At 62.4% G+C, this 19,794-nt stretch carries 22 protein-coding genes; 6 read left to right on the top strand and 16 right to left on the bottom strand.

Going from position 1 to position 19,794, the window contains the following annotated elements; translation table 11 throughout:
- The first annotated feature begins 106 nt into the window (after positions 1–106).
- A complete protein-coding gene (locus IPM06_13295; protein MBK8771400.1) occupies positions 107–400 on the top strand; it encodes a DUF1330 domain-containing protein in 294 nt (97 codons plus the stop codon).
- A gap of 10 nt (positions 401–410) precedes the next feature.
- Here IPM06_13295 and IPM06_13290 read toward each other — a convergent pair whose 3' ends face one another.
- Positions 411–1,025, bottom strand: a complete 615-nt coding sequence (locus IPM06_13290; GenBank protein MBK8771399.1) for a L,D-transpeptidase — start codon at positions 1,023–1,025, stop codon at positions 411–413.
- Positions 1,026–1,204: 179 nt separating this feature from the next.
- On the opposite strand from IPM06_13290, the gene IPM06_13285 reads away from it, so the two are divergent.
- Complete coding sequence (locus IPM06_13285) at positions 1,205–2,521, top strand: FAD-binding oxidoreductase (GenBank protein MBK8771398.1); 1,317 nt, start codon at positions 1,205–1,207, stop codon at positions 2,519–2,521.
- Positions 2,522–2,587: 66 nt separating this feature from the next.
- Positions 2,588–3,298 (top strand): cyclic nucleotide-binding domain-containing protein, encoded by a 711-nt coding sequence (locus tag IPM06_13280; protein ID MBK8771397.1) that lies wholly within the window; start codon positions 2,588–2,590, stop codon positions 3,296–3,298.
- Positions 3,299–3,301: 3 nt separating this feature from the next.
- Here IPM06_13280 and IPM06_13275 read toward each other — a convergent pair whose 3' ends face one another.
- From IPM06_13275 to IPM06_13245, 7 genes are all read right to left on the bottom strand, one after another.
- Complete coding sequence (locus IPM06_13275) at positions 3,302–4,039, bottom strand: glycosyl hydrolase (GenBank protein ID MBK8771396.1); 738 nt, start codon at positions 4,037–4,039, stop codon at positions 3,302–3,304.
- A 53-nt stretch (positions 4,040–4,092) separates the two neighbouring features.
- A complete protein-coding gene (locus IPM06_13270; protein MBK8771395.1) occupies positions 4,093–4,752 on the bottom strand; it encodes a 5'-nucleotidase C-terminal domain-containing protein in 660 nt (219 codons plus the stop codon).
- A 137-nt stretch (positions 4,753–4,889) separates the two neighbouring features.
- On the bottom strand, positions 4,890–5,381 hold the full coding sequence (locus tag IPM06_13265) for a dehydratase (GenBank protein MBK8771394.1): 492 nt from the start codon (positions 5,379–5,381) through the stop codon (positions 4,890–4,892).
- On the bottom strand, positions 5,378–5,821 hold the full coding sequence (locus IPM06_13260) for a MaoC family dehydratase (GenBank protein MBK8771393.1): 444 nt from the start codon (positions 5,819–5,821) through the stop codon (positions 5,378–5,380). Before IPM06_13260 ends, IPM06_13265 begins: the two co-directional genes overlap by 4 nt.
- Positions 5,822–5,826: 5 nt before the next feature.
- The gene (gene ychF, locus IPM06_13255; GenBank protein ID MBK8771392.1) at positions 5,827–6,924 is read right to left on the bottom strand and encodes a redox-regulated ATPase YchF; all 1,098 of its coding nucleotides are present in this window, start codon (positions 6,922–6,924) and stop codon (positions 5,827–5,829) included.
- A gap of 89 nt (positions 6,925–7,013) precedes the next feature.
- Positions 7,014–7,613 (bottom strand): aminoacyl-tRNA hydrolase, encoded by a 600-nt coding sequence (locus IPM06_13250; GenBank protein MBK8771391.1) that lies wholly within the window; start codon positions 7,611–7,613, stop codon positions 7,014–7,016.
- Between the two features lie 27 nt (positions 7,614–7,640).
- Entirely contained in the window at positions 7,641–8,384 is a 744-nt protein-coding gene (locus IPM06_13245) for a 50S ribosomal protein L25/general stress protein Ctc (protein MBK8771390.1), read from the bottom strand.
- 323 nt (positions 8,385–8,707) lie between these two features.
- Here IPM06_13245 and IPM06_13240 point away from each other — a divergent pair, with 323 nt between their 5' ends.
- Entirely contained in the window at positions 8,708–9,640 is a 933-nt protein-coding gene (locus IPM06_13240; GenBank protein MBK8771389.1) for a DMT family transporter, read from the top strand.
- Positions 9,641–9,656: 16 nt separating this feature from the next.
- Here IPM06_13240 and IPM06_13235 read toward each other — a convergent pair whose 3' ends face one another.
- The 5 genes from IPM06_13235 to IPM06_13215 all read right to left on the bottom strand — a co-directional run bounded on the left by IPM06_13235 (position 9,657) and on the right by IPM06_13215 (position 14,808).
- Positions 9,657–11,471 carry an ATP-binding cassette domain-containing protein gene (locus IPM06_13235; protein MBK8771388.1) on the bottom strand — a complete coding sequence of 605 codons (1,815 nt, stop codon included), beginning with the start codon at positions 11,469–11,471 and terminating at the stop codon, positions 9,657–9,659.
- A 62-nt stretch (positions 11,472–11,533) separates the two neighbouring features.
- Positions 11,534–12,295 carry an ABC transporter permease gene (locus IPM06_13230; protein ID MBK8771387.1) on the bottom strand — a complete coding sequence of 254 codons (762 nt, stop codon included), beginning with the start codon at positions 12,293–12,295 and terminating at the stop codon, positions 11,534–11,536.
- Positions 12,292–13,215: an ABC transporter ATP-binding protein gene (locus IPM06_13225; GenBank protein MBK8771386.1), complete on the bottom strand. Its 924-nt coding sequence runs from the start codon at positions 13,213–13,215 to the stop codon at positions 12,292–12,294. The genes IPM06_13230 and IPM06_13225 overlap by 4 nt, the downstream gene beginning before the upstream one ends.
- A 27-nt stretch (positions 13,216–13,242) precedes the next feature.
- Complete coding sequence (locus tag IPM06_13220) at positions 13,243–14,175, bottom strand: ribose-phosphate pyrophosphokinase (GenBank protein ID MBK8771385.1); 933 nt, start codon at positions 14,173–14,175, stop codon at positions 13,243–13,245.
- Positions 14,176–14,367: 192 nt separating this feature from the next.
- Positions 14,368–14,808: a tail fiber domain-containing protein gene (locus IPM06_13215; protein ID MBK8771384.1), complete on the bottom strand. Its 441-nt coding sequence runs from the start codon at positions 14,806–14,808 to the stop codon at positions 14,368–14,370.
- 156 nt (positions 14,809–14,964) lie between these two features.
- Between IPM06_13215 and IPM06_13210 the strand changes: the two genes are divergently transcribed.
- Entirely contained in the window at positions 14,965–15,228 is a 264-nt protein-coding gene (locus IPM06_13210) for a DUF3297 family protein (GenBank protein MBK8771383.1), read from the top strand.
- A 240-nt stretch (positions 15,229–15,468) separates the two neighbouring features.
- Entirely contained in the window at positions 15,469–16,584 is a 1,116-nt protein-coding gene (locus tag IPM06_13205) for an ABC transporter substrate-binding protein (protein ID MBK8771382.1), read from the top strand.
- A 286-nt stretch (positions 16,585–16,870) separates the two neighbouring features.
- Here the strand turns inward: IPM06_13205 and IPM06_13200 are convergent, their stop codons facing one another.
- From IPM06_13200 to IPM06_13190, 3 genes are all read right to left on the bottom strand, one after another.
- The gene (locus tag IPM06_13200; GenBank protein MBK8771381.1) at positions 16,871–17,494 is read right to left on the bottom strand and encodes an urea carboxylase-associated family protein; all 624 of its coding nucleotides are present in this window, start codon (positions 17,492–17,494) and stop codon (positions 16,871–16,873) included.
- A gap of 78 nt (positions 17,495–17,572) precedes the next feature.
- Positions 17,573–18,646, bottom strand: a complete 1,074-nt coding sequence (locus IPM06_13195; protein MBK8771380.1) for a hypothetical protein — start codon at positions 18,644–18,646, stop codon at positions 17,573–17,575.
- The gene (locus tag IPM06_13190) at positions 18,643–19,794 is read right to left on the bottom strand and encodes an aminopeptidase P family protein (GenBank protein ID MBK8771379.1); all 1,152 of its coding nucleotides are present in this window, start codon (positions 19,792–19,794) and stop codon (positions 18,643–18,645) included. The genes IPM06_13195 and IPM06_13190 overlap by 4 nt, the downstream gene beginning before the upstream one ends.

Genomic DNA, 19,794 nt, shown 5'->3' with positions numbered 1-19,794 from the left:
GGGAAAACCTTAAAATTCACGCGCTAAAGCGCATGGAGGCCCCGATTTGTCAAGTTTGCGGCGGCGTGGCTATTGTGGCCGCCGACGCCGACGCATGGAGACAGCAATGAGCAAGGCCTATTGGGTTGCGACCTATCGCGAAATCAGGAATCCGGAGAAAATGGCCGCCTATGCTGCGGTTGCAGCACCCGCGATCAAGGCAGCGGGCGGGCGCGTCCTCGCCCGCGGCCTTCCGGCCCACGCCTATGAGAACGGCATCTTGCAGCGGGTGGTGTTGATTGAGTTCGACAGCGTTGCGGCAGCAGTCGCGGCCCATGACAGCCCGGCCTATCAGGAGGCACTCGTTGCCCTGGGCGATGCCGCGGATCGCGACATCCGAATCGTCGAAGCCGTGGCCTGACCGGAAGGCGTCAGCCTTCCGTCGAACCAAACAGTGTGAAGGGCTTCTTGCAGGTCTTCTTGCCGTCCTTCACGGTGCACTTCAAGGCGACCTTCTTGGGCTTCTTCTTGGTGTCCTTGCCCTTGATGGTCTTTTCCATGTCGTTGCCGATCTGGGAGAAGCTGCGCTGGGGCTTGTTGCCCGAGAGCCACCAGGCCTTGCGCGGCGTGGTGGAGGCCGTGCGGGTGCCGAAATCGAACAGGCCGCCACGCAGCACCACGGAGGTGTTGGACATGCCGTTCTTCTTCACGAGGTCAAACAGGATCGCCGCGTTGTCGGGGTGAAGCCGCACGCAACCATGCGAGGCACGGCGGCCGAGGCTCTTCACATGGAAGCTGCCATGGATGGCGTGGCCCTGACCGGTGAAGAAGATCGAGTGCGGCATGGGTGCATCGTCCCATTCCTTGGAGAAGTGCTCGGCCTCCATGCGGAAGGGCTTGTAGGTGCCGCCGGGCGTTTCATAGCCGGGAGCGCCAGTGGAGACGGGCCAGACATATTCGGTGTCACCATCCACCTTCACGGTCATCTTCTGCGAGACCTTGTTGATGATGATTTCGACTTTGGCGGCAAGGGCGAGGTCCGCCATTGCGGACAGGCCGATGAAGCTGACGAAAAGGGCGATGAGGAGCTGGCGAAGCCGCATGATGATGTTCCCGACGGACTGGAAGGGTTGCAAGATAGGCGAAGCGGGGTTGCCCGTCGAGGGGGTTCCGCTCACTTGCGCGTGTAAGTCTCCTCCCCCTATCCTGATTTCATTCCGGAGTGTTGTTCATGTCACAGGCCCTGTTCCATCCCAGCTTCAAGGCAAAACCCTATTGGTGGGAGGCACATGAGCCGAAGGCACTGCCCGAGGTGGACCTGCCGCGGAACGTGGCCGTGGCCATCGTCGGGGGCGGCTATGCCGGCATGAGTGCGGCGCTGGAACTGGCGCGGAACGGCATCGAATCAATCGTGCTGGATGCCGCCGAACCAGGCTTCGGCGGGTCCACGCGGAGCGGTGGTCTGGTCTCGGCCGGCGTGAATGTCGGCAAGCGCATGGTCAACAAGGCCATGACACCGGAGGAAGCGAAGCCATTCCTCAACGATGCCGTTGACGCTTTCACCAACATCGAGGACCTGATCCGCGACAACGCCATCGATTGCGGCTGGACCAAGACGGGCTATTTCCTCGGGGCGTGGTGCCAGTCGCATTATGACGCGATGAAGAAGAAAGTGGACCTGCTCAACGCCGAGGCGCAGTCCGATGCGGTGCTGGTGCCGCGCGAACGGCAGCGCGAGGAAATCGGGTCGGACTATTATTTCGGCGGCATGCTGGTGGGACGGGCGGCGCACCTGCACCCTGCCCTCTATTACAAGGGCCTGCTCGATCTGGTGCAGAAGGCAGGCGTGCCAATCGCCTCGCGCACGCCGGTGAATGGACTGACGCAAGAAGCGGGCGGCACCTGGGCGGTGAAGACGCCACGCGGCACGATTCGCGCCGGTCATGTGATCATCGCCACCAATGGCTACACCGGCGATGTGACGCCCCAGTTCAAGCGCCGGGTGGTGCCGGTCGGCTCCTACATCATCGCGACGGAAGAACTTTCGCCGGAGCTTGCAGCCTCGCTCAGTCCGAAGAACCGCAGCTTCGCCGATACGCGGCGCGTGCTGACCTATTACCGCCTCTCCCCCGACGGCAAGCGGATGATCTTCGGCGGGCGCGCCAAGTTCGGCTTCACGGATCCTGTGGAGACGGCACCACTTCTGCACCGCTTCATGCTGGACCGCTTCCCGCAGCTGAAGGGAACGAAGATCACCCATGCCTGGACGGGAAATGTTGCCTTCACCATGGATGAACTGCCCCACATGGGCAAATTCGACGGCCTGCATTTCGCCCTGGGCTGCAACGGTTCGGGCGTGGCGATGATGAGCTTCCTCGGGCGCGAGACGGCGCGGAAGATCGTGGGCAAGTCCAACCGCACCATCGCCTTCGACCAACCGGAATTTCTGACGAGCCCCCTCTATCACGGCAACCCGTGGTTCCTGCCGCTGGTCGGCGCCTGGTTCCGCACGGCCGACTGGATGGACCGCCGGTTCCATTGAGCGGTCGCCATTGACAGGGCGACCGTCCCTCGCAATTGTCTTTGCGGGGGTTTGTGAGAGACTGTTTTGGACCTGAGCATTCCCATTTTCGGCAGCATCTTCGTGCTGCTCTTCCACTTTTCCAACCTGATGGCGTTTCTCGCCTTCCTGTTGCGTGATCAATTGCAGCTGCGCCTGCTCATGGGTGTGAGCCTGTTCCTGCAAGGCCTCTACTATTATTCCGTGCCGGGTGGGCCCCTGTTCGATCCGCTGTTCTGGAAGGTGGTGTCGTTCCTCGCCAACATCGTCATGATCGCGCTCGTCTTCGGCGGGCGGCTGGATTTCGGCATCGCGGAAGACCTGCGCCCGCTGTTTGACCGCATTGCCGTGCTCACGCCCGGCCAATTCCGCAAACTCACGGCGCGCACGGTGCGTGTTCCCGGCGGTGGTGCAGCCATTCTCACCGAAGGCATGAAGCCGGACCGGCTCTACTACCTGCTCAAGGGTGAGGCGCAGATCATCAAGAACCGGCAGACGACAACCCTGCAATCGGGCGCGTTCCTTGGCGAGATCGCTTTCCTCAGCGACCTGCCGGCCTCCGCCACCGTGGTGCTGAAAGAGGGAGCAGAGTGCATTGCCTGGAACCGCGCGGCGCTGTTGCAGATGATGAAGAAGGACGCGGCCATCGACATTGCCATGCGCGGCTTCTTCAATCACGATCTTGCCTACAAGGTAGCGCGTAGCGTTCCCATCGCCGCACCGCCGGAAATGCCCAAGCGCATGTCCGTGGGGCAGTGATCGTCAGCGCTTGCGCAGGGCGTTGAAGGCCTGTCCGTCTCCGCAATAGGCGTTGAGATCAACAGGGCCGGTGATGCCGTCAATGAGGCCCTGCCCCGCATATTGCCAGAATGTCCAACCGTTGCAGCCGTCGTGGGCGGGTTCACCGTAGATGTTACGCAGCCACAGGAGGTGCGCGGGATAGGCGCCTTCCTGTCCCGCCAAGTAGGCGCTGAAGAATTCCGGCGTGACATAGAAGACGGGCGCGCGGTCGTCACGGTCGCGCAGGAGAGAGACGAAATCTTCCAGTTCGGTGGCGAGCTCCTCCACCGTCGGTCGCCGGTTGCAGTTGCCGCCAAATTCCAGGTCGATGGCCACCGGCAGCGTGCCCGGCTCCAGCGGCATGACGCTGAGCAGGTTTTCGGCCTGCTCGCGGCCGGGACGGCAGAAGGTGAAAAAGTGATAGGCGCCGCGGGCAATCCGTGTCGTCTTCAGCGCTGCCCAGTTCTGGGCGAATTGCCTGTCCCTGTGGTCGCCGCCCTCGGTGGCCTTGAGGTAGGCGAAGGAGATGCGGGGGTCGACCTCCACTCTCTGCCAGTCGATGAGCCCCTGATGGTGGCTCACGTCCACGCCCTGTACGGGGAAACGTTCAAGCGACGGGTTGTTCATGCGCCACCAGCCCCACAAATAAGTTTCATATGCTCCGAATGCAGCCAAGCCTGCGACGGCAAGCGCGGCGACCGCAGCGGCGATCCATTTCATGCAGGTGTTCTCCCGGTCCGTCAGACCGGGTTGAGCCAATCAATGTGGCGGGATTAGCGTGTGAACTTGATGCGGCCCAGAACCTTGATATCGCGAACGCCCACCGCCTGAAGGTGCGTGGCGACACCGGCGCCGAGAGCCGAGGGCTGTCCTTCCACCTTCTTCGCTCCGGCGAGGGATGCGAAGGCCTTGGCGGCATCTTCGGTGATCGCCACGCGGTAGGTTCGGGTGAAGTCGAGTGCCGCGCCATTGGAAGTGAGTTTCACGATGCGCTGGCCTGCGGGCTTTGTGAGATTCACTTCCATGCGAATGCCGGCGACTTGCAGGAAGGTGTTTGAAGAGGCGGGCGCGGAGGAAAGCGCCTGCTCCAGCGTCTCCAGCAACTGCTGTCCGCTGACCTCGATCTGCACCACCTGTGCCGCCGGCGCGATTTCGGCGGAGGCTGCGGTGGCATCGAAACTTTCGCCCTTGGCATGGCTGCGATTGCCGCTGATGGCCGTGCAGGGAATGAGCGCCACGTCCGAGGCGTGGATCTTGCGGGCGGCATCGGCCACCAGGTTGCCAAAGGCCGTCTCGCCCGTGCAGTTGGACTCGCTCCGCGTGTCGAGGTCGCGGCGCAGGGTGAAATCCGCAACAGCCCAGGCGGGCGCGGAAAGGACCGAGAGCACGCCAGCGCATGCGAAGGCCCGGAAGAGCTTGGAGGAAACCGTCATGATGTGTCCCGTCTCGTGCCGTCAGTCTGCCGGCATGCCACGAGACCCCCGCAACCAAAGATTGTTGCCGTCGCATGCCCAGTTTCAGCGCCATACCAGCATGTCCCCGGACAATAAAGGGCAGAAGAGACGCAGGCTTAAGCCGGTGTTGCGCCCCTGGCCTGCACCAGAACCCGGCCTTCGAAGCTCATCACCAACGCGCCCGCCGGATTGTGGCCCTCGGCGCGGAATGTCACCATGCCCCATCCGGGCCTCGATGTGAGCGCGCGCGTGGCGATGATGGTGGAGCGGTACACAATCCCGTCGCCAGCATGCACCGGGCGCGGCCAGCGGATATTGGATATGCCCGGTGACGGACCGATGTCGGGGAGCGCCATGCCTGCTGCCTGAGCGGCATCGCGTGCTTTTGCGTTCGTTGCGACGAAGCGCGCCATCCAGGCCGAACAGGTATGGAAGCCCGCTGCCGCCGTCTTGCCGAACAGACCTTGCGCCGCTTCGCCTGCATTCATGTGGAAGCCCACCGGCGCGAAGGCCGTGGAGTAGGCGCGGATGTTTTCGTCCGTGAAAGCGTAGGTGCCCTGCGCAATGACGGTGCCGATCTTCATGTCTTCCAGGAAAAGCCCGATCATGCGGCCCTCCTCCGCACGAAGAACATGCCGGTCATCTCGACCTTCGCCATGCCGTCGCTTCCGGCGAGGCGCGAGGTGAAGTTCACGATGCCAATGCCGGGGCGCGAGGCCGAGGTGCGGGTGGCCGTGATCTCGAACGTGCCGGAGAGGACATCTCCCGCCAGCACGGGTGCAAGCCACTTCACCTCGTCCATGCCGCTGGAACCGAGGATGGACGAACGCGAGAGGCAGGCATCGCACATCAGGCGCATGAGCATGGCAGTGGAATGCCAGCCGCTGGCCGCGAGGCCGCCGAGGAGTGAATGCCGGGCTGCCTCCGCATCGAGATGAAACGGCTGCGGATCGAATTCACGCGCAAAGGAGATGATCGCCTCCTCGGTAATCCGGTGCGGTCCTAGCGGAAATGTCTGCCCCTCGCGAAAATCCTCGAAGTGCAGCATGGCGCTCACGTATTGAAGCGGAAGTGCATCACGTCGCCGTCGGCCACCACGTATTCCTTGCCTTCGAGGCGGAACTTGCCCGCTGTCTTGGCGCCGGATTCGCCGTTGTTGGCGATGTAGTCGTCGTAGGCGATGGTTTCAGAGCGGATAAAGCCCTTTTCGAAATCGGTGTGAATGACGCCAGCCGCCGCGGGGGCCTTGGTGCCCTTGGTGATCGTCCAGGCGCGCGCTTCCTTGGGGCCAACGGTGAAATAGGTGAGGAGGCCAAGCAGTGCATAGCCTTCGCGGATCACGCGGTTGAGGCCCGGTTCATGCAGGCCCACGGCGTCGAGGTAGTCCTTCTGGTCCGCCAGCGGCAGGATGGCGATCTCGCTTTCGATCTTGGCGGAAACGACGACCGACTTGTTGCCTTCCTTTTCGGCGAAGGCCTTCACCTTGTCGGAGAAGTCATTGCCCTTGTCTGCGCTGCCCTCTTCCACGTTGCAGACATAGAGCACGGGCTTCGACGACAGGAGGCCGAGGCCGCGGAACATCACCTCTTCCTCGTGCGAGCGTTCGACGAGGCGGGCGGGCTTGCCCTCGCGCAGCAGTACGAGGGCGCGGTGCATCAGGTCCGCGAGTTCCTTCGCTTCCTTGTCGCCCTGCTTGGCCTTCTTCTCGGTGTTGACGTAACGCTTCTCAAGCGAGTCCAGGTCCGCCAGCATCAGTTCCGTCTCGATGACCTCGATGTCGGACACCGGATCGATGCGGCCCGAGACGTGGGTGATGTCGCCGTCCTCGAAGCAGCGTACCACATGGGCGATGGCATCGGTCTCGCGGATGTTGGCAAGGAACTGGTTGCCGAGGCCTTCGCCCTTGGAGGCGCCCTTCACGAGGCCTGCGATATCGACGAAGGTGAGGCGGGTGGGGATGATCTGGCCCGAGCCGGCGATGGCCGCGAGTTTCTCCAGACGTTCATCGGGAACGCCGACGTCGCCGACGTTCGGCTCAATGGTGCAGAACGGATAGTTGGCGGCCTGCGCGGCGGAGGTCTGCGTCAGCGCATTGAACAGCGTGGACTTGCCCACATTCGGCAGGCCCACAATGCCACATTTGAAACCCATGGTTCTCGAAATCCTTGATTCAATCGGTCAGTCAGTTGCCGGGGTTCCTGCTACGGCAGGGCGGCAGAAGCAAGGGAGAAATGGCCGCCCTATTCCGGCTTGCGCGGAGCATTGGGCCGGGGCGGATAAACCGCGAGGTGGACCTTGCTCTGGTATTTCTCGTCCTGCCCTTCGGCCAGCATGCCTGCATTGTCGGCAACCGACTCAAGCAGCAGCTTCAGCCACTCACGGTCCTGCTTGGCGAAATCGCCGAGCACGTGGGGCTGTACCAGTTCCTTGACGCCGGGATGGCCGATGCCGAGACGGACGCGCTTGTAGTCCGGGCCGATGTGGGCGGAGATCGAGCGGATGCCGTTGTGGCCCGCAGCACCGCCGCCTGTTTTCACGCGCAGCTTGCCTGGATCGAGGTCAAGCTCGTCGTAGAAGACGTAGACCTGCGACAGGGGAATATTGTGGAAACGCACAGCTTCGCCCACGGCGCGGCCGGACTCGTTCATGTAGGTCTGCGGCTTCAGCACCAGCACCTTTTCACCGGCAAGCGTTCCTTCCGACATCTCGGACTGGAATTTCTTGCGCCAGGGCGAAAAGGAATGGCGGCGGACAATCTCGTCCACCGCCATGAAACCAATGTTGTGCCGGTTGTGGGCGTATTTCGCACCGGGATTGCCAAGACCTGCGAACAGGAACATCGGGGCCTCCCGGCGCGTTCGCCGGCGTTACTTCTTCTTCGGCGCGGCGGCGGCAGCGGCCGGGGCAGCGCCCTTGGCCGGAGCAGCACCCTTAGCCGGAGCGGCACCCTTGGCAGGCGCAGCGGCAGCACCAGGCGCTGCAACCGGAGCCTTCTGGGCCGACGCCGGAACTTCGGCCGAAATGGCTTCCACCGGAGCTTCCTCTTCCTTGGCCTTGGACGACAGCGTGACGAGGGTCACGTTCTCGCGCACGGCGGAGGTCACGCGGTCGGGCAGCTTGATGTCCGAAAGGTGGATGTTCTGGCCGATCTGCATGCCGGTCAGGTCGACCATGATGTCATCGGGAATGAAGTCGGCCGGGCAATAGAGGTTGACCGAGTGCGACACGATGTTGAGCGTGCCACCGGCCTTGAGGCCCGGGGCTGCTTCCTGGTTCCTGAAGTGAACCGGAATTTCAACGACGATGCGGGCGTCCTTGCCGAGACGCAGGAAGTCCACATGGATGATGCGGTCCTTGACCGGCTCGAACTGCACGTCGCGCGGAATGGCGCGGATGGTCTTGCCATCGATGTCCAGGTCAACGAGGGTGGACAGGAAACGGCCGGTTTCGACGTGCGGGTGCACGGCCTTGTAGGTCAGCGAAATCAGCTGCGGGTCCTGCTTGTCACCATACACCACGCCCGGAATGTCTCCGGTACGGCGGACGGAACGAGAGGCCCCCTTACCTGCCTTGCTGCGCGCGGCAGCTTTGATCGTCACGATTTTCGACATAAGTCTTCTCCAAACAACAAAAGGCCCGGCCTTCCTCCAGGGGTGAACGACGCCGGGCGAACGGGCGGGGCTATAAGCGAATTGCTGGGAGAGCGCAAGTTTCGGCGGTTTCAGGCGGGTCGCACGCGAAAAAGGGATATTTTCCCTTATTGGCGAATTGCTCAATTCAGAGGCAAATTCTGCGTGCTCCCTTGACATATCCTTTAAATAAGGTTGTCTAGAGGAGAGGCGACTCTACTTAAAATAGTTGCTCGTCTGCCTGCCCCTACAAACGGGAGAGTGCCAGCATTCTCCCAAACCGAAAGCTTGGTGACACGTCGATCATGACCTTACCCGCTTCACGGTCTCTCCTGAAATTTGGATTTCTGATCACCACCATCGGCGGATTGCTGTTCACCCTGGACCTGCCGCTGTTGCGGCTGGCAGGAGCGGAGAAGTGGGCGATGGTCGCGGGGCGTGGGCTTCTGCTGTTCTTTTCCATCACGGTCAGCTGGCTCATCGTCCGCATCATTCGCGGCCCCAATGGCCCCTTCATTGCCGGACGCGCGGGGCTTGCCGTCATCCTCACCAACACCATCGCCAACATCGCCTTCATTGGCGCGTCGGTGGAAACGGATATCGCCAACGTGGTGTTCATCCTGGCGCTGGTGCCCATTCTGACGGCCATCTTCTCGCGCATCTTCCTCGGTGAGGCGGTGCATGCCTTCACCTGGGTGTCGTCGCTACTCGCGTTCCTGGGTGTCTTCATCATCATCCGCGACGGTCTTCACAGCAGCAAGTTGGTGGGCGACCTGATGGCCCTCACCTGCGCCTGCTGCACGGCGGCTGCCTTCACCATCATTCGCGGCAGCGGCAAGAATGTCGCCACCAGCCTCGGTCTGGGGAGTCTCGCCTCTGCTTTCGTGGCCCTGGTTTTCTTTCATGCCGACCTGTCGACACTCTTCCATCCCGCAGGTTTTGGCGCACCGGCCTGGCTGTGGCTCGTCCTGAACGGCCTGTTCATCATCCCGCTGTCGTCCACGCTGATCGCCAACGGGCCGCGTTATCTGCCATCGGTCGACGTGAGCATGTTCTTTCTTCTGGAAACCGTGCTCACGCCCATCTGGATCTGGATGCTGTTCGGCGAAGTGCCAAGCCCCGCCGTGCTCTGGGGCGGCCTGATCATTGTCACTACCCTGTTGGCGCACAGCGCCTGGCGCCTGCGCTCGGGCATGGTCAAGACGCCCTATATCGAAAAGGTCTACGCCGACAGGTGAGCCGCGTCCGGGCGCCTCAGGCGCCTTCCAGTTCTTCCCGCAACAGTTCCAGTTCAAGCCACTGTTCCTCGGAAGCGGCCTTCTCGGCCGCCGCATCTGCATGGCGGGAGGTTGCCGCCGCGAAAGCCTTGGGATCACGGGTGAACAGCGAGGCGTCCGCCAATTTCTGTTCCAGCTTCACAAGTTCATCCGCAAGCGATGCGATGCGCGCGGGAAGGGTTTCCAGCGCGTGCTTCTCCTTGAAGCTGAGCTTGCGCTTGGCCGTGGGAGCAGAAGCCGGCTGCACCTCGCGCGTGGGTGCGGACGGCTTTGCTGCCTCGCGTGTCTTGCGGGCAGTGACGCCTTCGCCTCGCTGGGCAACCATGTCAGCATAGCCGCCAGCATACTCCACCCACTTGCCTTCGCCCTCATGCATCAGCACCGAGGTTGCGATGCGATCGACAAAGTCGCGGTCGTGGCTGACCAGCAGCAATGTGCCGGTGTAGTCCGCCAGCAATTCCTGCAACAGGTCCAGGGTTTCCAGGTCGAGGTCGTTTGTCGGCTCGTCGAGGATGAGGAAATTGGAGGGCCGGGCCAATTCGCGCGCGAGGATCAGCCGCGCCCGCTCGCCGCCGGATAGCACCGACACCGGCGTGCGGGCCTGTTCGGGGCGGAAAAGGAAGTCCTGCATGTAAGTCATCACATGCTTGGTTTCGCCATTGATGGTGACGGACGATCCCCTGCCCCCGGTGATCACGTCGGCAAGGGTGTCAGTGGGGTTGAGGCTCTGGCGGCTCTGGTCCAACGCCACGATCTGCAGGTTGGTGCCGCGCTTGATGGTCCCCGAATCCGGTTCGAGCGCCCCTGTGATCAACTTGATCAAGGTGGTCTTGCCCGCGCCGTTGGGTCCGACAATCGCCAGACGGTCGCCGCGCAACATCAGGAGGTCCAGGTTCTGGACAATCTTGCGCTCGCCGAATGACTTCGAAATCTTGACGGCTTCCACCACCAACTTGCCCGACATGTCGCCCGAGGAGGCCTGCAGCGTAACGGTGCCGAGGCGGCCCACGTGCTCCTTCCTCTCCTTGCGCAGGTTCGCCAGCAGCGCCACGCGGCGCATGTTGCGCTTGCGGCGCGCGGTGACGCCGTAGCGCATCCAATGCTCTTCTGTGGCAATGCGCTGGGCCAGGCGCGCCTGCTCCTTTTCCTCGGCGTCGATCACCTCGTCGCGCCATTGTTCGAAATGGGCAAAGCCGCGATCCATCCGGCGAGAGACACCCCGGTCCAGCCAGATCACGCTATTGGAGAGGTTTTCGAGAAAGCGGCGATCATGGCTGATGAGGATCATCGCGGCGCGTGCGTTGCGGAGCGTGTCTTCCAGCCATTCGATGGCGGGGAGATCGAGATGGTTGGTGGGCTCATCGAGCAACAACACATCGGGATCGGGTGCCAGCGTGCGGGCGAGTGCAGCGCGGCGGGCTTCGCCGCCCGACAAGCGCTGCGGGTCTTCATGGCCCTCAAGGCCGAGATCGTTCAACACCTGGCGGGCGCGGTAGGGGTTGTCGGTGGGACCGAGACCCGCTTCCACATAGTCGAGCACCGTGGCGTGGCCACTGAAATCCGGTTCCTGCGGGAGATAGCGCACCGTCGTGCCGGGCTGGAAGAAGCGGCTTCCGCCATCCTGTTCGATCTGTCCGGCGGCGATCTTGAGCAGCGTGGATTTGCCGGTGCCGTTCCGTCCCACGAGGGCGATGCGCTCGCCCTCCGCCAGCATGAGGTCCACCCCATCCAGCACGGGCTTGCCGCCGAAGGTGAGGTGAATGTCCTGCAAGTTGATGAGAAGTCGCGCCATGGTGGCGCGGGGTCTAGCCCATCAGGCGCGGCATGGAAACCGCCGTGATGCGTCAATCCCGGTCAGTTCTTCAGCCGGTAGCCCGTGCGGAAGATCCATGCGACCGCGCCCAGACAGACAGACATGAAGACCAGCGTCATGGCGAGACTCACCCAGACTGAAACGTCCGACACCTCGTTGAAGCTCCAGCGGAAGCCACTGACGAGATAAACCACCGGATTGAACAGCGATACGGCATGCCAGAACGGCGGCAGGATGCTGATGGGATAGAAGCTGCCCCCCAGGAAGGTGAGCGGCGTGATGACGAGCAGCGGAATGATCTGGAGCTTTTCAAAGCCATCCGCCCAGAGGCCGATCAGGAATCCGAACAGGCTGAAAGTGAGCGCCGTGAGCAGCAGGAAGACCACCATCCAAAGCGGATGGGCAATATGCAGCGGCACGAAGAAGGCCGAGGTCACAAGGATGATGAGGCCGATCAGCAGCGACTTGGCCGCCGCCGCGCCGACAAAGCCGAGCACCATCTCCATGGTAGAAATGGGCGCGGACAGATACTCATAAATCGTTCCGGTAAAACGCGGGAAATAGATGCCAAAGGAGGCGTTGCTCACCGATTGCGTGAGCAGCGACAACATGACGAGCCCCGGCACGATGAACGCACCGTAGCTCACGCCATCCACATTCTGGATGCGCGAACCGATCGCTGCACCGAAGACCACGAAATACAGGACTGTGGAGATTACGGGCGAGATCAGGCTCTGCCCCAGCGTGCGGAAGAAGCGCGCCATCTCATATTGAAAGATCGCCCAGACACCGCGCCAGTTCATCGTTGCACCAGCCCCATGAAGATGTCCTCGAGCGAACTTTGTTCCGTATGCAGGTCGCCGAACCGGAGCTTGGCGGCCGTCACCGCCGCCAGCACCTCGGCGATGGAATGTTTCGGACTGCGCATATCGTATTTGTAAAGCAACTCATGGCCATCTCGGCGCAGTTCCAGGCCAAGGTCCGCGAGCTTCTTGGGCAGCTTCGTGAGCGGAGTGGACAAGTCCAGCATCAGCTGCTTCTGCCCCATCTTCTTCATGAGCACCTTCTTCTCCTCCACGAGGATCAGTTCACCCTTGGAGATGACGCCAACGCGGTCCGCGAGGTCTTCCGCCTCCTCGATGTAGTGCGTTGTGAGAATGATGGTGACACCGGTGTCGCGCAATTCGCGCACGACTTGCCACATGTCCTGCCGCAACTCCACATCAACGCCGGCCGTGGGTTCATCGAGGAAGAGGATGCGCGGTTCGTTGGCGAGGGCTTTGGCGATCAGCACGCGGCGCTTCATGCCGCCGGAGAGCGCCATGATCTTGGAGTCGCGCTTGTCCCACAGGGAAAGCTGGCGCAAAACCTTTTCGAGATAGGCATCGTTGCGCGGCTTGCCGAAGAGCGTGCGGGAAAAGCTGATGGTGTTCCACACCGTTTCGAAAATGCTGAGATGCAGTTCCTGCGGCACAAGGCCGATGAGGCTGCGGGCGGCGCGATAATCGGTGATGTTGTCGTGACCATTCACCAGCACGGTGCCGCCGGATTTCATCACGATGCCGCAGATGATGTTGATGAGCGTCGTCTTGCCCGCGCCATTGGGGCCAAGCAGCGCGAAAATCTCGCCGGGCTCGATGTCGAGGTTGACCGCCTTGAGAGCCGTGAGGCCCGTGGCATATGTCTTGGAAACGCCGCGGACGGCGATGGCGGGTTGCTGCATCGCGCCTATGTAGGGCGATTTGCCCGCTTATTCAAACAGGCTGGAGACGCTTTCTTCGCGGCTGGTGCGGCCGATGGCTTCACCAATCAGCGAGGCGATGGAGATCACGCGGATGTTGCGGGCCACCCGCACTGCTTCCGTGGGTTGAATCGAGTCGGTGATGACGAGATTCTTCAGCTTCGAAGAAGTGATGCGCGCTACGGCACCGCCCGACAGCACGCCGTGGGTGATGTAGGCAGAGACATCCTTGGCGCCCTGCTCCAGCAAGGCTTCGGCGGCGTTGCACAGCGTGCCGCCCGAGTCGACGATGTCATCGATCAGGATGCAGGACTTGCCCTTCACCTCGCCGATGATGTTCATCACTTCGGATTCACCGGCGCGCTCGCGGCGCTTGTCGACGATGGCCAGCGGGCAATCAAGGCGCTTGGCCAGCGCCCGGGCACGCACCACGCCGCCCACGTCCGGCGAGACGACGACGGTGTTGGCCACATCATTGTGCTGCTTGATGTCGCGCACGAAGACGGGGCCGGCAAACAGGTTGTCCGTGGGAATGTCGAAGAAGCCCTGGATCTGGCCTGCGTGCAAATCCATCGTCAGCACGCGGTCAGCGCCCGCATGGGTGATGAGGTTGGCAACCAGTTTTGCCGAGATCGGCGTGCGGGGCCCGGGTTTGCGGTCCTGCCGGGCGTAGCCGAAATAGGGGATCACGGCGGTGATGCGCTTGGCCGAGGCGCGGCGCAGCGCGTCGGTGATGATCAGCAGTTCCATCAGGTGATCGTTGGCGGGGAAACTTGTGGACTGCACCACGAACATGTCCTGGCCGCGGACGTTCTCCTGGATCTCAACGAAGACTTCCATGTCGTTGAAGCGGCGGACAACCGCCTTGGTGATGGGCATGTGGAGGTAGGAACAGATCGCCTCGGCGAGCGGCTTGTTGCTGTTGCCGGTAATGATCTTCATCATGCCTGGAGGTTCCCGTCTCGCGCCCTGTGTGACGGTCCTATAACCGCGCAACAGCCGGGAAAAAAGGGCCTCCGTGCCGCAGTGCACAAGTTTGGTGACCACCGCCTCAACGGGCTGCGACGGGTGTCCGTTGCCGGAAATCCGTGCGCCGGTTGGGCCACCGCTTCAGCTTGAGGACCAGGGCCTTGGCTAATCCAGCCGGATCATCCTGATGCCGAGCAGCCCGTAGTTTACGCGGTAATATCCATCCGACCCCACCGACACCGCCTCCGGCTTCACTTTCAGGACATCCTGCGCCAGCACACCTTCAAAGGTTCCGGGCCGGAAAGTATACTGAAAGGTGTAGAGGGGAAGGCCATAAACCGTCGTGCCGGCACGATGGAGATGGATCTTCAGGCGCATGTCAGATGTCGCCATCCCGCCGCCGCGGCCTCCGCCACCTTCGCCACTGCTCTCATGGACCTGGACAGGCGGCTTCTTCAGGGCCTTCAGGCATGCGGTCTTCTTGGCGGGAGAAAGGTTGAGGCACTTGCGGGACGTTGCGGCACCAGCCGGGTCCGCAATGGGCAGAAACAGCAGGCCACTCACCGCAGCGGCTGCGGCAATCAACAAAGCACGATGGGGATTCATGACTCACTCCAGAATGAACTGAGCCCCTCGCCGTCAGGATATTCCGATACCGCAAACCGTCAAGCCGCTTCTGCCTTCGCGGGATGTTGAAAGAGAGGGTTCTTTGCGTCATCGCGCCTTTCGCCTACAAGGCGGGAAATCGAGAAGGATTCCCGCGTGTCTGATACCTCCCCAACCCCCAAACCTGCCCTGCCCGACCATCTGAGCACCGACCCGCGCAGCCCGCATTTCAACAAGGCGGTGCTGGAGCATGCCATCGGCATCCGCTTCAACGGGGCGGTGAAGACCAATGTCGAGGAATATTGCGTGTCCGAGGGCTGGGTGCGCATTCCCACGGGCGGCAAGACCAAGGATCGCTACGGCAACCCCATGACGGTGCGGGTTTCGGGCAAGGTGGAACCCTTCTACGTCGAGGATTAACGCAAGCCCCGCCGTGCTACATCATGTCGCCGCATGGCACAGGCCCGATTGATTGCGGGCCGCACGTGCCTGTGATTGGATACGATCCGCAGATTCCCTCGCGTTTCTCCGCCGGCGTTTGACCGGGCCCGGCAGATCACGCTTCCCAGCCTCCCGACGGACAGGTGAAACGGACGGAAGACTGGCGTTCCCCCTGGAGCGCCTGCCGCAGCATTGCGGCATTTGACATGGAGCAGAAAGATGAAACGCAGTTTACTCCTCGGTGTGGCCATGGGCCTCCTGATGGCAACGGCCGCACGGGCCGAAGACATTACCTTTGCGGTGGCGGGTCCGCTCACCGGGCCGCTGGCCTCGATCGGTGACCAGTTCAAGCAGGGCGCGCAGGCCGCCGCCGATGCCATCAACGCCAAGGGTGGCGTGCTCGGCCGTCAGGTCAAGCTGCAGTTCGAGGACGACCAGTGCGATCCCAAGCAGGCCGTGTCGGTTGCCAACCGCATCATTGCCTCGGGCGTCCGTTTCGTGGATGGCCACGCCTGTTCCGGTTCTTCCATTCCCGCTTCGGAAGTCTATGCCGACAACGGCGTGATGATGATGAGCCCCGCGTCCTCCAACCCGGTGATGACCGATGCGGCGGCGGAAAAGGGCTGGAGCACCATCATGCGCCTCTACACCCGTGACGACGCACAGGGCGCCTTCATCGGTCCGTGGATCGCCAAGACCTATGCCGGCAAGAACGTGGCGCTGCTGAACGACAAGACCGCCTACGGCAAGGGCGTTGCCGACGCGGTGAAGGCATCGATGAACGCCAACGGCATGACCGAAGTTTTCAACGAGGCGATCAACGCTGGTGAGAAGGACTACAACGCCGTTGTCACCAAGCTGAAGGAAGCCAAGGCCGATGTTCTGTATTTCGGCGGCTATCATCCGGAAGCCGGCCTCCTCCTGCGCCAGGCGGCGGAACAGGGCGTGAAGCTGCAACTGATCATGCCGGACTCCATTGCAACGAACGAGTTCTGGCAGGTTGCCGGCCCTGCGGCCGAGGGCACGCTGTTTGCCTTCCCGTCCGACCCGCAGGCCCGCCCCGAGGCGAAGGACGCCGTGGCCAAGATCGTGGCCGGCGGCTTCAAGCCGGATGGCTTCACGCTGTTCTCCTATGCCGTGATCCAGGCCTTCGCGCAGGGCATCGAAAAGGCAGGCTCGGATGATCCGGCCAAGGTCGCCGAAGTGCTGAAGGATGGCACGGCCATCAGCACGGTCGTCGGCCCCGTCACCTTCGACGCCAAGGGTGACCTGAAGGATGCCAAGTACGACATCAACCGCTGGAGCAACGGCGCCTACGCCGCCATTCCGCAGTAAGCCGGACACGACTCACTGAACCCACGGGGCGGCCGCAGACATGCGCCGCCCCGTCTTGATTGGAACACCGGAGACGCCGCGCCTTGTTGTGACGATTTTGCCAATGAGGTGCGCGCCAAACTGACGACGGCGCCGGAAAACTACGTGCGCTACAGCCGGGACTACCTGGGCTGGGGCGTGTTCGCGCTGATGGAGAGGTGAGAAGTGCGTCACCCTCGTTGCGATGACGTGCCGCTGCACGGGACCTACTTGATCTTCTCCATTTCGATGCCGAGCATCTGGTAAATCAGCCGGTTGCAGCCATGGCTGCAACCTGGACCACGAAATCCTGGGGGCTGCCGTCGCCACCGTTGGTGGGATAGCAATCATCCGGACACGCGGACACGACAATAGTGGCATCGACACGCATCTTCAGTACCACCCGGCCATCCGGTTTGAACGGCGGGCGCGCGTAGATGATGGTACCGTCAGGACTCACTGCTGCACGCATGAACAGATTCCACGGAGACGGCACAAAGGGAAAGACTATCCCTGCTTCGGCTATGGCGGCCCAGAAATTGCCGGTGCAGCTCGGACTGCTCTCGGGGCGGCCGAACCGGCGATACATTTCCGGGTTACAGGGGGCAATCAGCGTATCGTGCAAGCCGCCAGCCGTATCTTCGACGTAATCAAAGACCGCCTCGTAGCGATCTGAAACCAGTACGTCGCCGGGTGCAAAGTAGATTTTGCCCAGCACCTCTCTGCAATGCTCAAGAGACAGGTATTGCTGCGGTGATGATTTGGGAAAGCACCAGAAATCGACGACCTGCGTGCCGCTCACATTGATGATAGTAACCATATCACCGGCATGAACAGGAATCTGCGCTCCCCTTCCCGCCTTTACGGTGACCTTTTCCTGATTCACCTTCATCCCCTCCGCTGCCAAGTCCCATCCCTTGTTACACCGACACTGCCAAATCGCTGTGACACGGCTTCCATGGATCAGGCCTCACCGATACTTCTGGATCAGCTTGAATATCCCCTCCGCCGCGGCATCGGCTGCGTACTGCGCGTTCTCGCCCCAGCTTTGATCGAGTGAGCCGGCGGGGATGGCGTTGTCTTGTTTCAGGTTGCCGAGGCTCTTGCCATCGGGGGTGAGCACGTCCCAGACGATCTTCACGCTTTGCGTGGCGCCGTGGGGCGTTCCGAGGGTGACGCGGCCTTGAACGGTCAGCGCATCCTTGCGGGCGCCCTCCAGCACGGGCCAGCCTGCTTGCGTGAGGGCGTTGCGCATGGCGCGCGTCAGTTCGCCGTTGCCCTTGCCCTTGGCCCCCTTCACCACAGGCACGGCCACGGCATTGATGGCGACGCCGGAGGTCTCGGGTTGGGTGGTCTTCTCCGGCTTGGCGGGTGTGGGTGCGGCCTCCTCTGGCACAGGCTCGTCCGGCGGTGGTTCGGCCAGCTGTTCTCCGGCCTGCTGGGCGGCCAGTTGCCGTTCCGCGATGGTCTGCTGCGCCGCCTTCTCCGCCTGCTCGGCATCCTCCTTTGCCTGCATGTCCGCCGGGATGTGGCCGGGGCCATAAAGCGTCTCGAGGTCGAGTTCCCTGTGGGCGTTGGGGCCTGCCTCCATGAACACTTCCCAGGGCGGGCGGGCCAGCGGGTTCTCAACCACGATGGGATCCTGAATCTGGTCGTAGGCGCCGGGCGGTTCCACTGGCGCTGCCTGTTTCTTCACGCCCAGGGCATCGAACAGCGTCGGCTTCTTGCGCGCCGTTTCAGCGACGGCGATCCCTTGCGCCGGTGCGGACTGTGCCTGCGGCGGTGATGGCGGTGGTGCGTCGGTGACGGCCGCCGGGTTCGCCATGTCAGGTGGAGGTGCGGGTTCTGGTGTTGGTGTTGGTGTTGGTGCGGGGTCGACGGCCGCTGTCGTGGCGGGTGGCGTTTCCGGCGTGCCCGTTCGGGGCTTGCCCAATTGGTTCGGCAAGTCGGCCATGCGCTTGAAGTCCTGCTGCAGCAACAGCTGGTCAGAGGCGGTGCAACCCGCCAGCAGCAGCGCAAGCGCTATGGCCGCGCGGCCTTTCACCTCTCGATCATCCCCAACGGAAATGTCGATACCGGTTCAGGCTTGCCTTTGGTGAGTATGTAGGTGCGGCCGAGGCAATAGGCGTTGGCCGATTTCGAATCCATCAGGATCATGTGGGCGAAGAAGACCATGCCTGCTCCCAGTTCGGCATCATTGCCAGTGTAGAACATGGGGCTATCCATCCAGCTTGGCGTGAATTTGGCGCCGAGCGAATAGCCGCAGGCATTGAGGCGGTGATCCTTCATGCCGTGCTCGTCCATGACGCGGGCATGGGCGGCGAAGACATCGCCCGCCGTGTTGCCGGGGCGCAATTTCTCTTCCACTGCCGCAAGCGCGGCCTGGCAGGCGGTGTCCATGGCCTCGTGATGCTTCGTGGCCTTGCCGATGATGAGCGTGCGCATGAAGGCGGCGTGATAGTGGCGGTAGACCCCTGCCCACTCCAGCGTGAGCTGATCGCGCTTGCCCAGTTTGCGGCGGCCCGCCTTGTAGCGGCAGAGAAGCGCGTCGCGTCCCGAGCCGATGATGAATTCGTTGGCGGGATAGTCACCGCCGCCTGCGAAGATGGCAGCCTGCTGTGCGGCGAGGATATCGCCTTCATCCGCGCCGGCCTTGGTCTTGCGGATGGCGGCCTTGAGTGCTGCGTCGCCCAGTTCGCCGGCCTTGCGCACGTATTTCAGTTCGGCAGGCGACTTCACGAGGCGCAGGCGGTCGAAGAGGTCGGTTGCTTCCTTGAGAATGCAGAAGCCGTCAAGCGCTGTATCCACCGCCTTGCCGTTGAAGTGGGTGAGGCCATAGGACTTGGTTTCGATGCCAAGCGTGTGGCCGCGGCAGCCGAGGCTTTCCAGCATGTCCTTCAGTTGCCCGGCGGGCTGTGCGCCCGCGGCATCGGTCCAAATGCGGATGTCGTCGATGATGGAGGTGTGCTGGGCCTGCCGCAGATCGGCGGAGCGGGTGAGCAAAGCCATCTTTCCATCAGCACCCACATAGAGGCACTGGAAGAAGCAGAAGCCGAAGGTGTCGTAGCCGGTCAGCCAGTACATGCTCTCCTGCTGGAAGAGCAGCATGCCATCGAGGCCGCGCGCCGCCATGGCGGCGGTTGCCTTTTCCATGCGGGCCTTGAATTCGTCACGGGTAAAATGGATCGCCAT

The organism is Hyphomicrobiales bacterium (assembly GCA_016710435.1).
Classification (GTDB): Bacteria; Pseudomonadota; Alphaproteobacteria; order Rhizobiales; family Aestuariivirgaceae; genus Aestuariivirga.
Note: the sequence above shows the minus strand (reverse complement) of the source record. Positions and strands in the feature narration are given on the sequence as shown.

Excerpts from the sequence above, each read along its gene's own strand:
- IPM06_13295 (MBK8771400.1), top strand. The coding sequence starts at position 107 with ATGAGCAAGGCCTATTGGGTTGCGACCTATCGCGAAATCAGGAATCCG.
- IPM06_13290 (MBK8771399.1), bottom strand. The coding sequence starts at position 1,025 with ATGGCGGACCTCGCCCTTGCCGCCAAAGTCGAAATCATCATCAACAAG.
- IPM06_13275 (MBK8771396.1), bottom strand. The coding sequence starts at position 4,039 with ATGAAATGGATCGCCGCTGCGGTCGCCGCGCTTGCCGTCGCAGGCTTG.
- IPM06_13270 (MBK8771395.1), bottom strand. The coding sequence starts at position 4,752 with ATGACGGTTTCCTCCAAGCTCTTCCGGGCCTTCGCATGCGCTGGCGTG.
- IPM06_13265 (MBK8771394.1), bottom strand. The coding sequence starts at position 5,381 with ATGATCGGGCTTTTCCTGGAAGACATGAAGATCGGCACCGTCATTGCG.
- IPM06_13260 (MBK8771393.1), bottom strand. The coding sequence starts at position 5,821 with ATGCTGCACTTCGAGGATTTTCGCGAGGGGCAGACATTTCCGCTAGGA.
- ychF (MBK8771392.1), bottom strand. The coding sequence starts at position 6,924 with ATGGGTTTCAAATGTGGCATTGTGGGCCTGCCGAATGTGGGCAAGTCC.
- IPM06_13250 (MBK8771391.1), bottom strand. The coding sequence starts at position 7,613 with ATGTTCCTGTTCGCAGGTCTTGGCAATCCCGGTGCGAAATACGCCCAC.
- IPM06_13245 (MBK8771390.1), bottom strand. The coding sequence starts at position 8,384 with ATGTCGAAAATCGTGACGATCAAAGCTGCCGCGCGCAGCAAGGCAGGT.
- IPM06_13240 (MBK8771389.1), top strand. The coding sequence starts at position 8,708 with ATGACCTTACCCGCTTCACGGTCTCTCCTGAAATTTGGATTTCTGATC.
- IPM06_13235 (MBK8771388.1), bottom strand. The coding sequence starts at position 11,471 with ATGGCGCGACTTCTCATCAACTTGCAGGACATTCACCTCACCTTCGGC.
- IPM06_13230 (MBK8771387.1), bottom strand. The coding sequence starts at position 12,295 with ATGAACTGGCGCGGTGTCTGGGCGATCTTTCAATATGAGATGGCGCGC.
- IPM06_13225 (MBK8771386.1), bottom strand. The coding sequence starts at position 13,215 with ATGCAGCAACCCGCCATCGCCGTCCGCGGCGTTTCCAAGACATATGCC.
- IPM06_13220 (MBK8771385.1), bottom strand. The coding sequence starts at position 14,175 with ATGAAGATCATTACCGGCAACAGCAACAAGCCGCTCGCCGAGGCGATC.
- IPM06_13215 (MBK8771384.1), bottom strand. The coding sequence starts at position 14,808 with ATGAATCCCCATCGTGCTTTGTTGATTGCCGCAGCCGCTGCGGTGAGT.
- IPM06_13205 (MBK8771382.1), top strand. The coding sequence starts at position 15,469 with ATGAAACGCAGTTTACTCCTCGGTGTGGCCATGGGCCTCCTGATGGCA.
- IPM06_13200 (MBK8771381.1), bottom strand. The coding sequence starts at position 17,494 with ATGAAGGTGAATCAGGAAAAGGTCACCGTAAAGGCGGGAAGGGGAGCG.
- IPM06_13190 (MBK8771379.1), bottom strand. The coding sequence starts at position 19,794 with ATGGCGATCCATTTTACCCGTGACGAATTCAAGGCCCGCATGGAAAAG.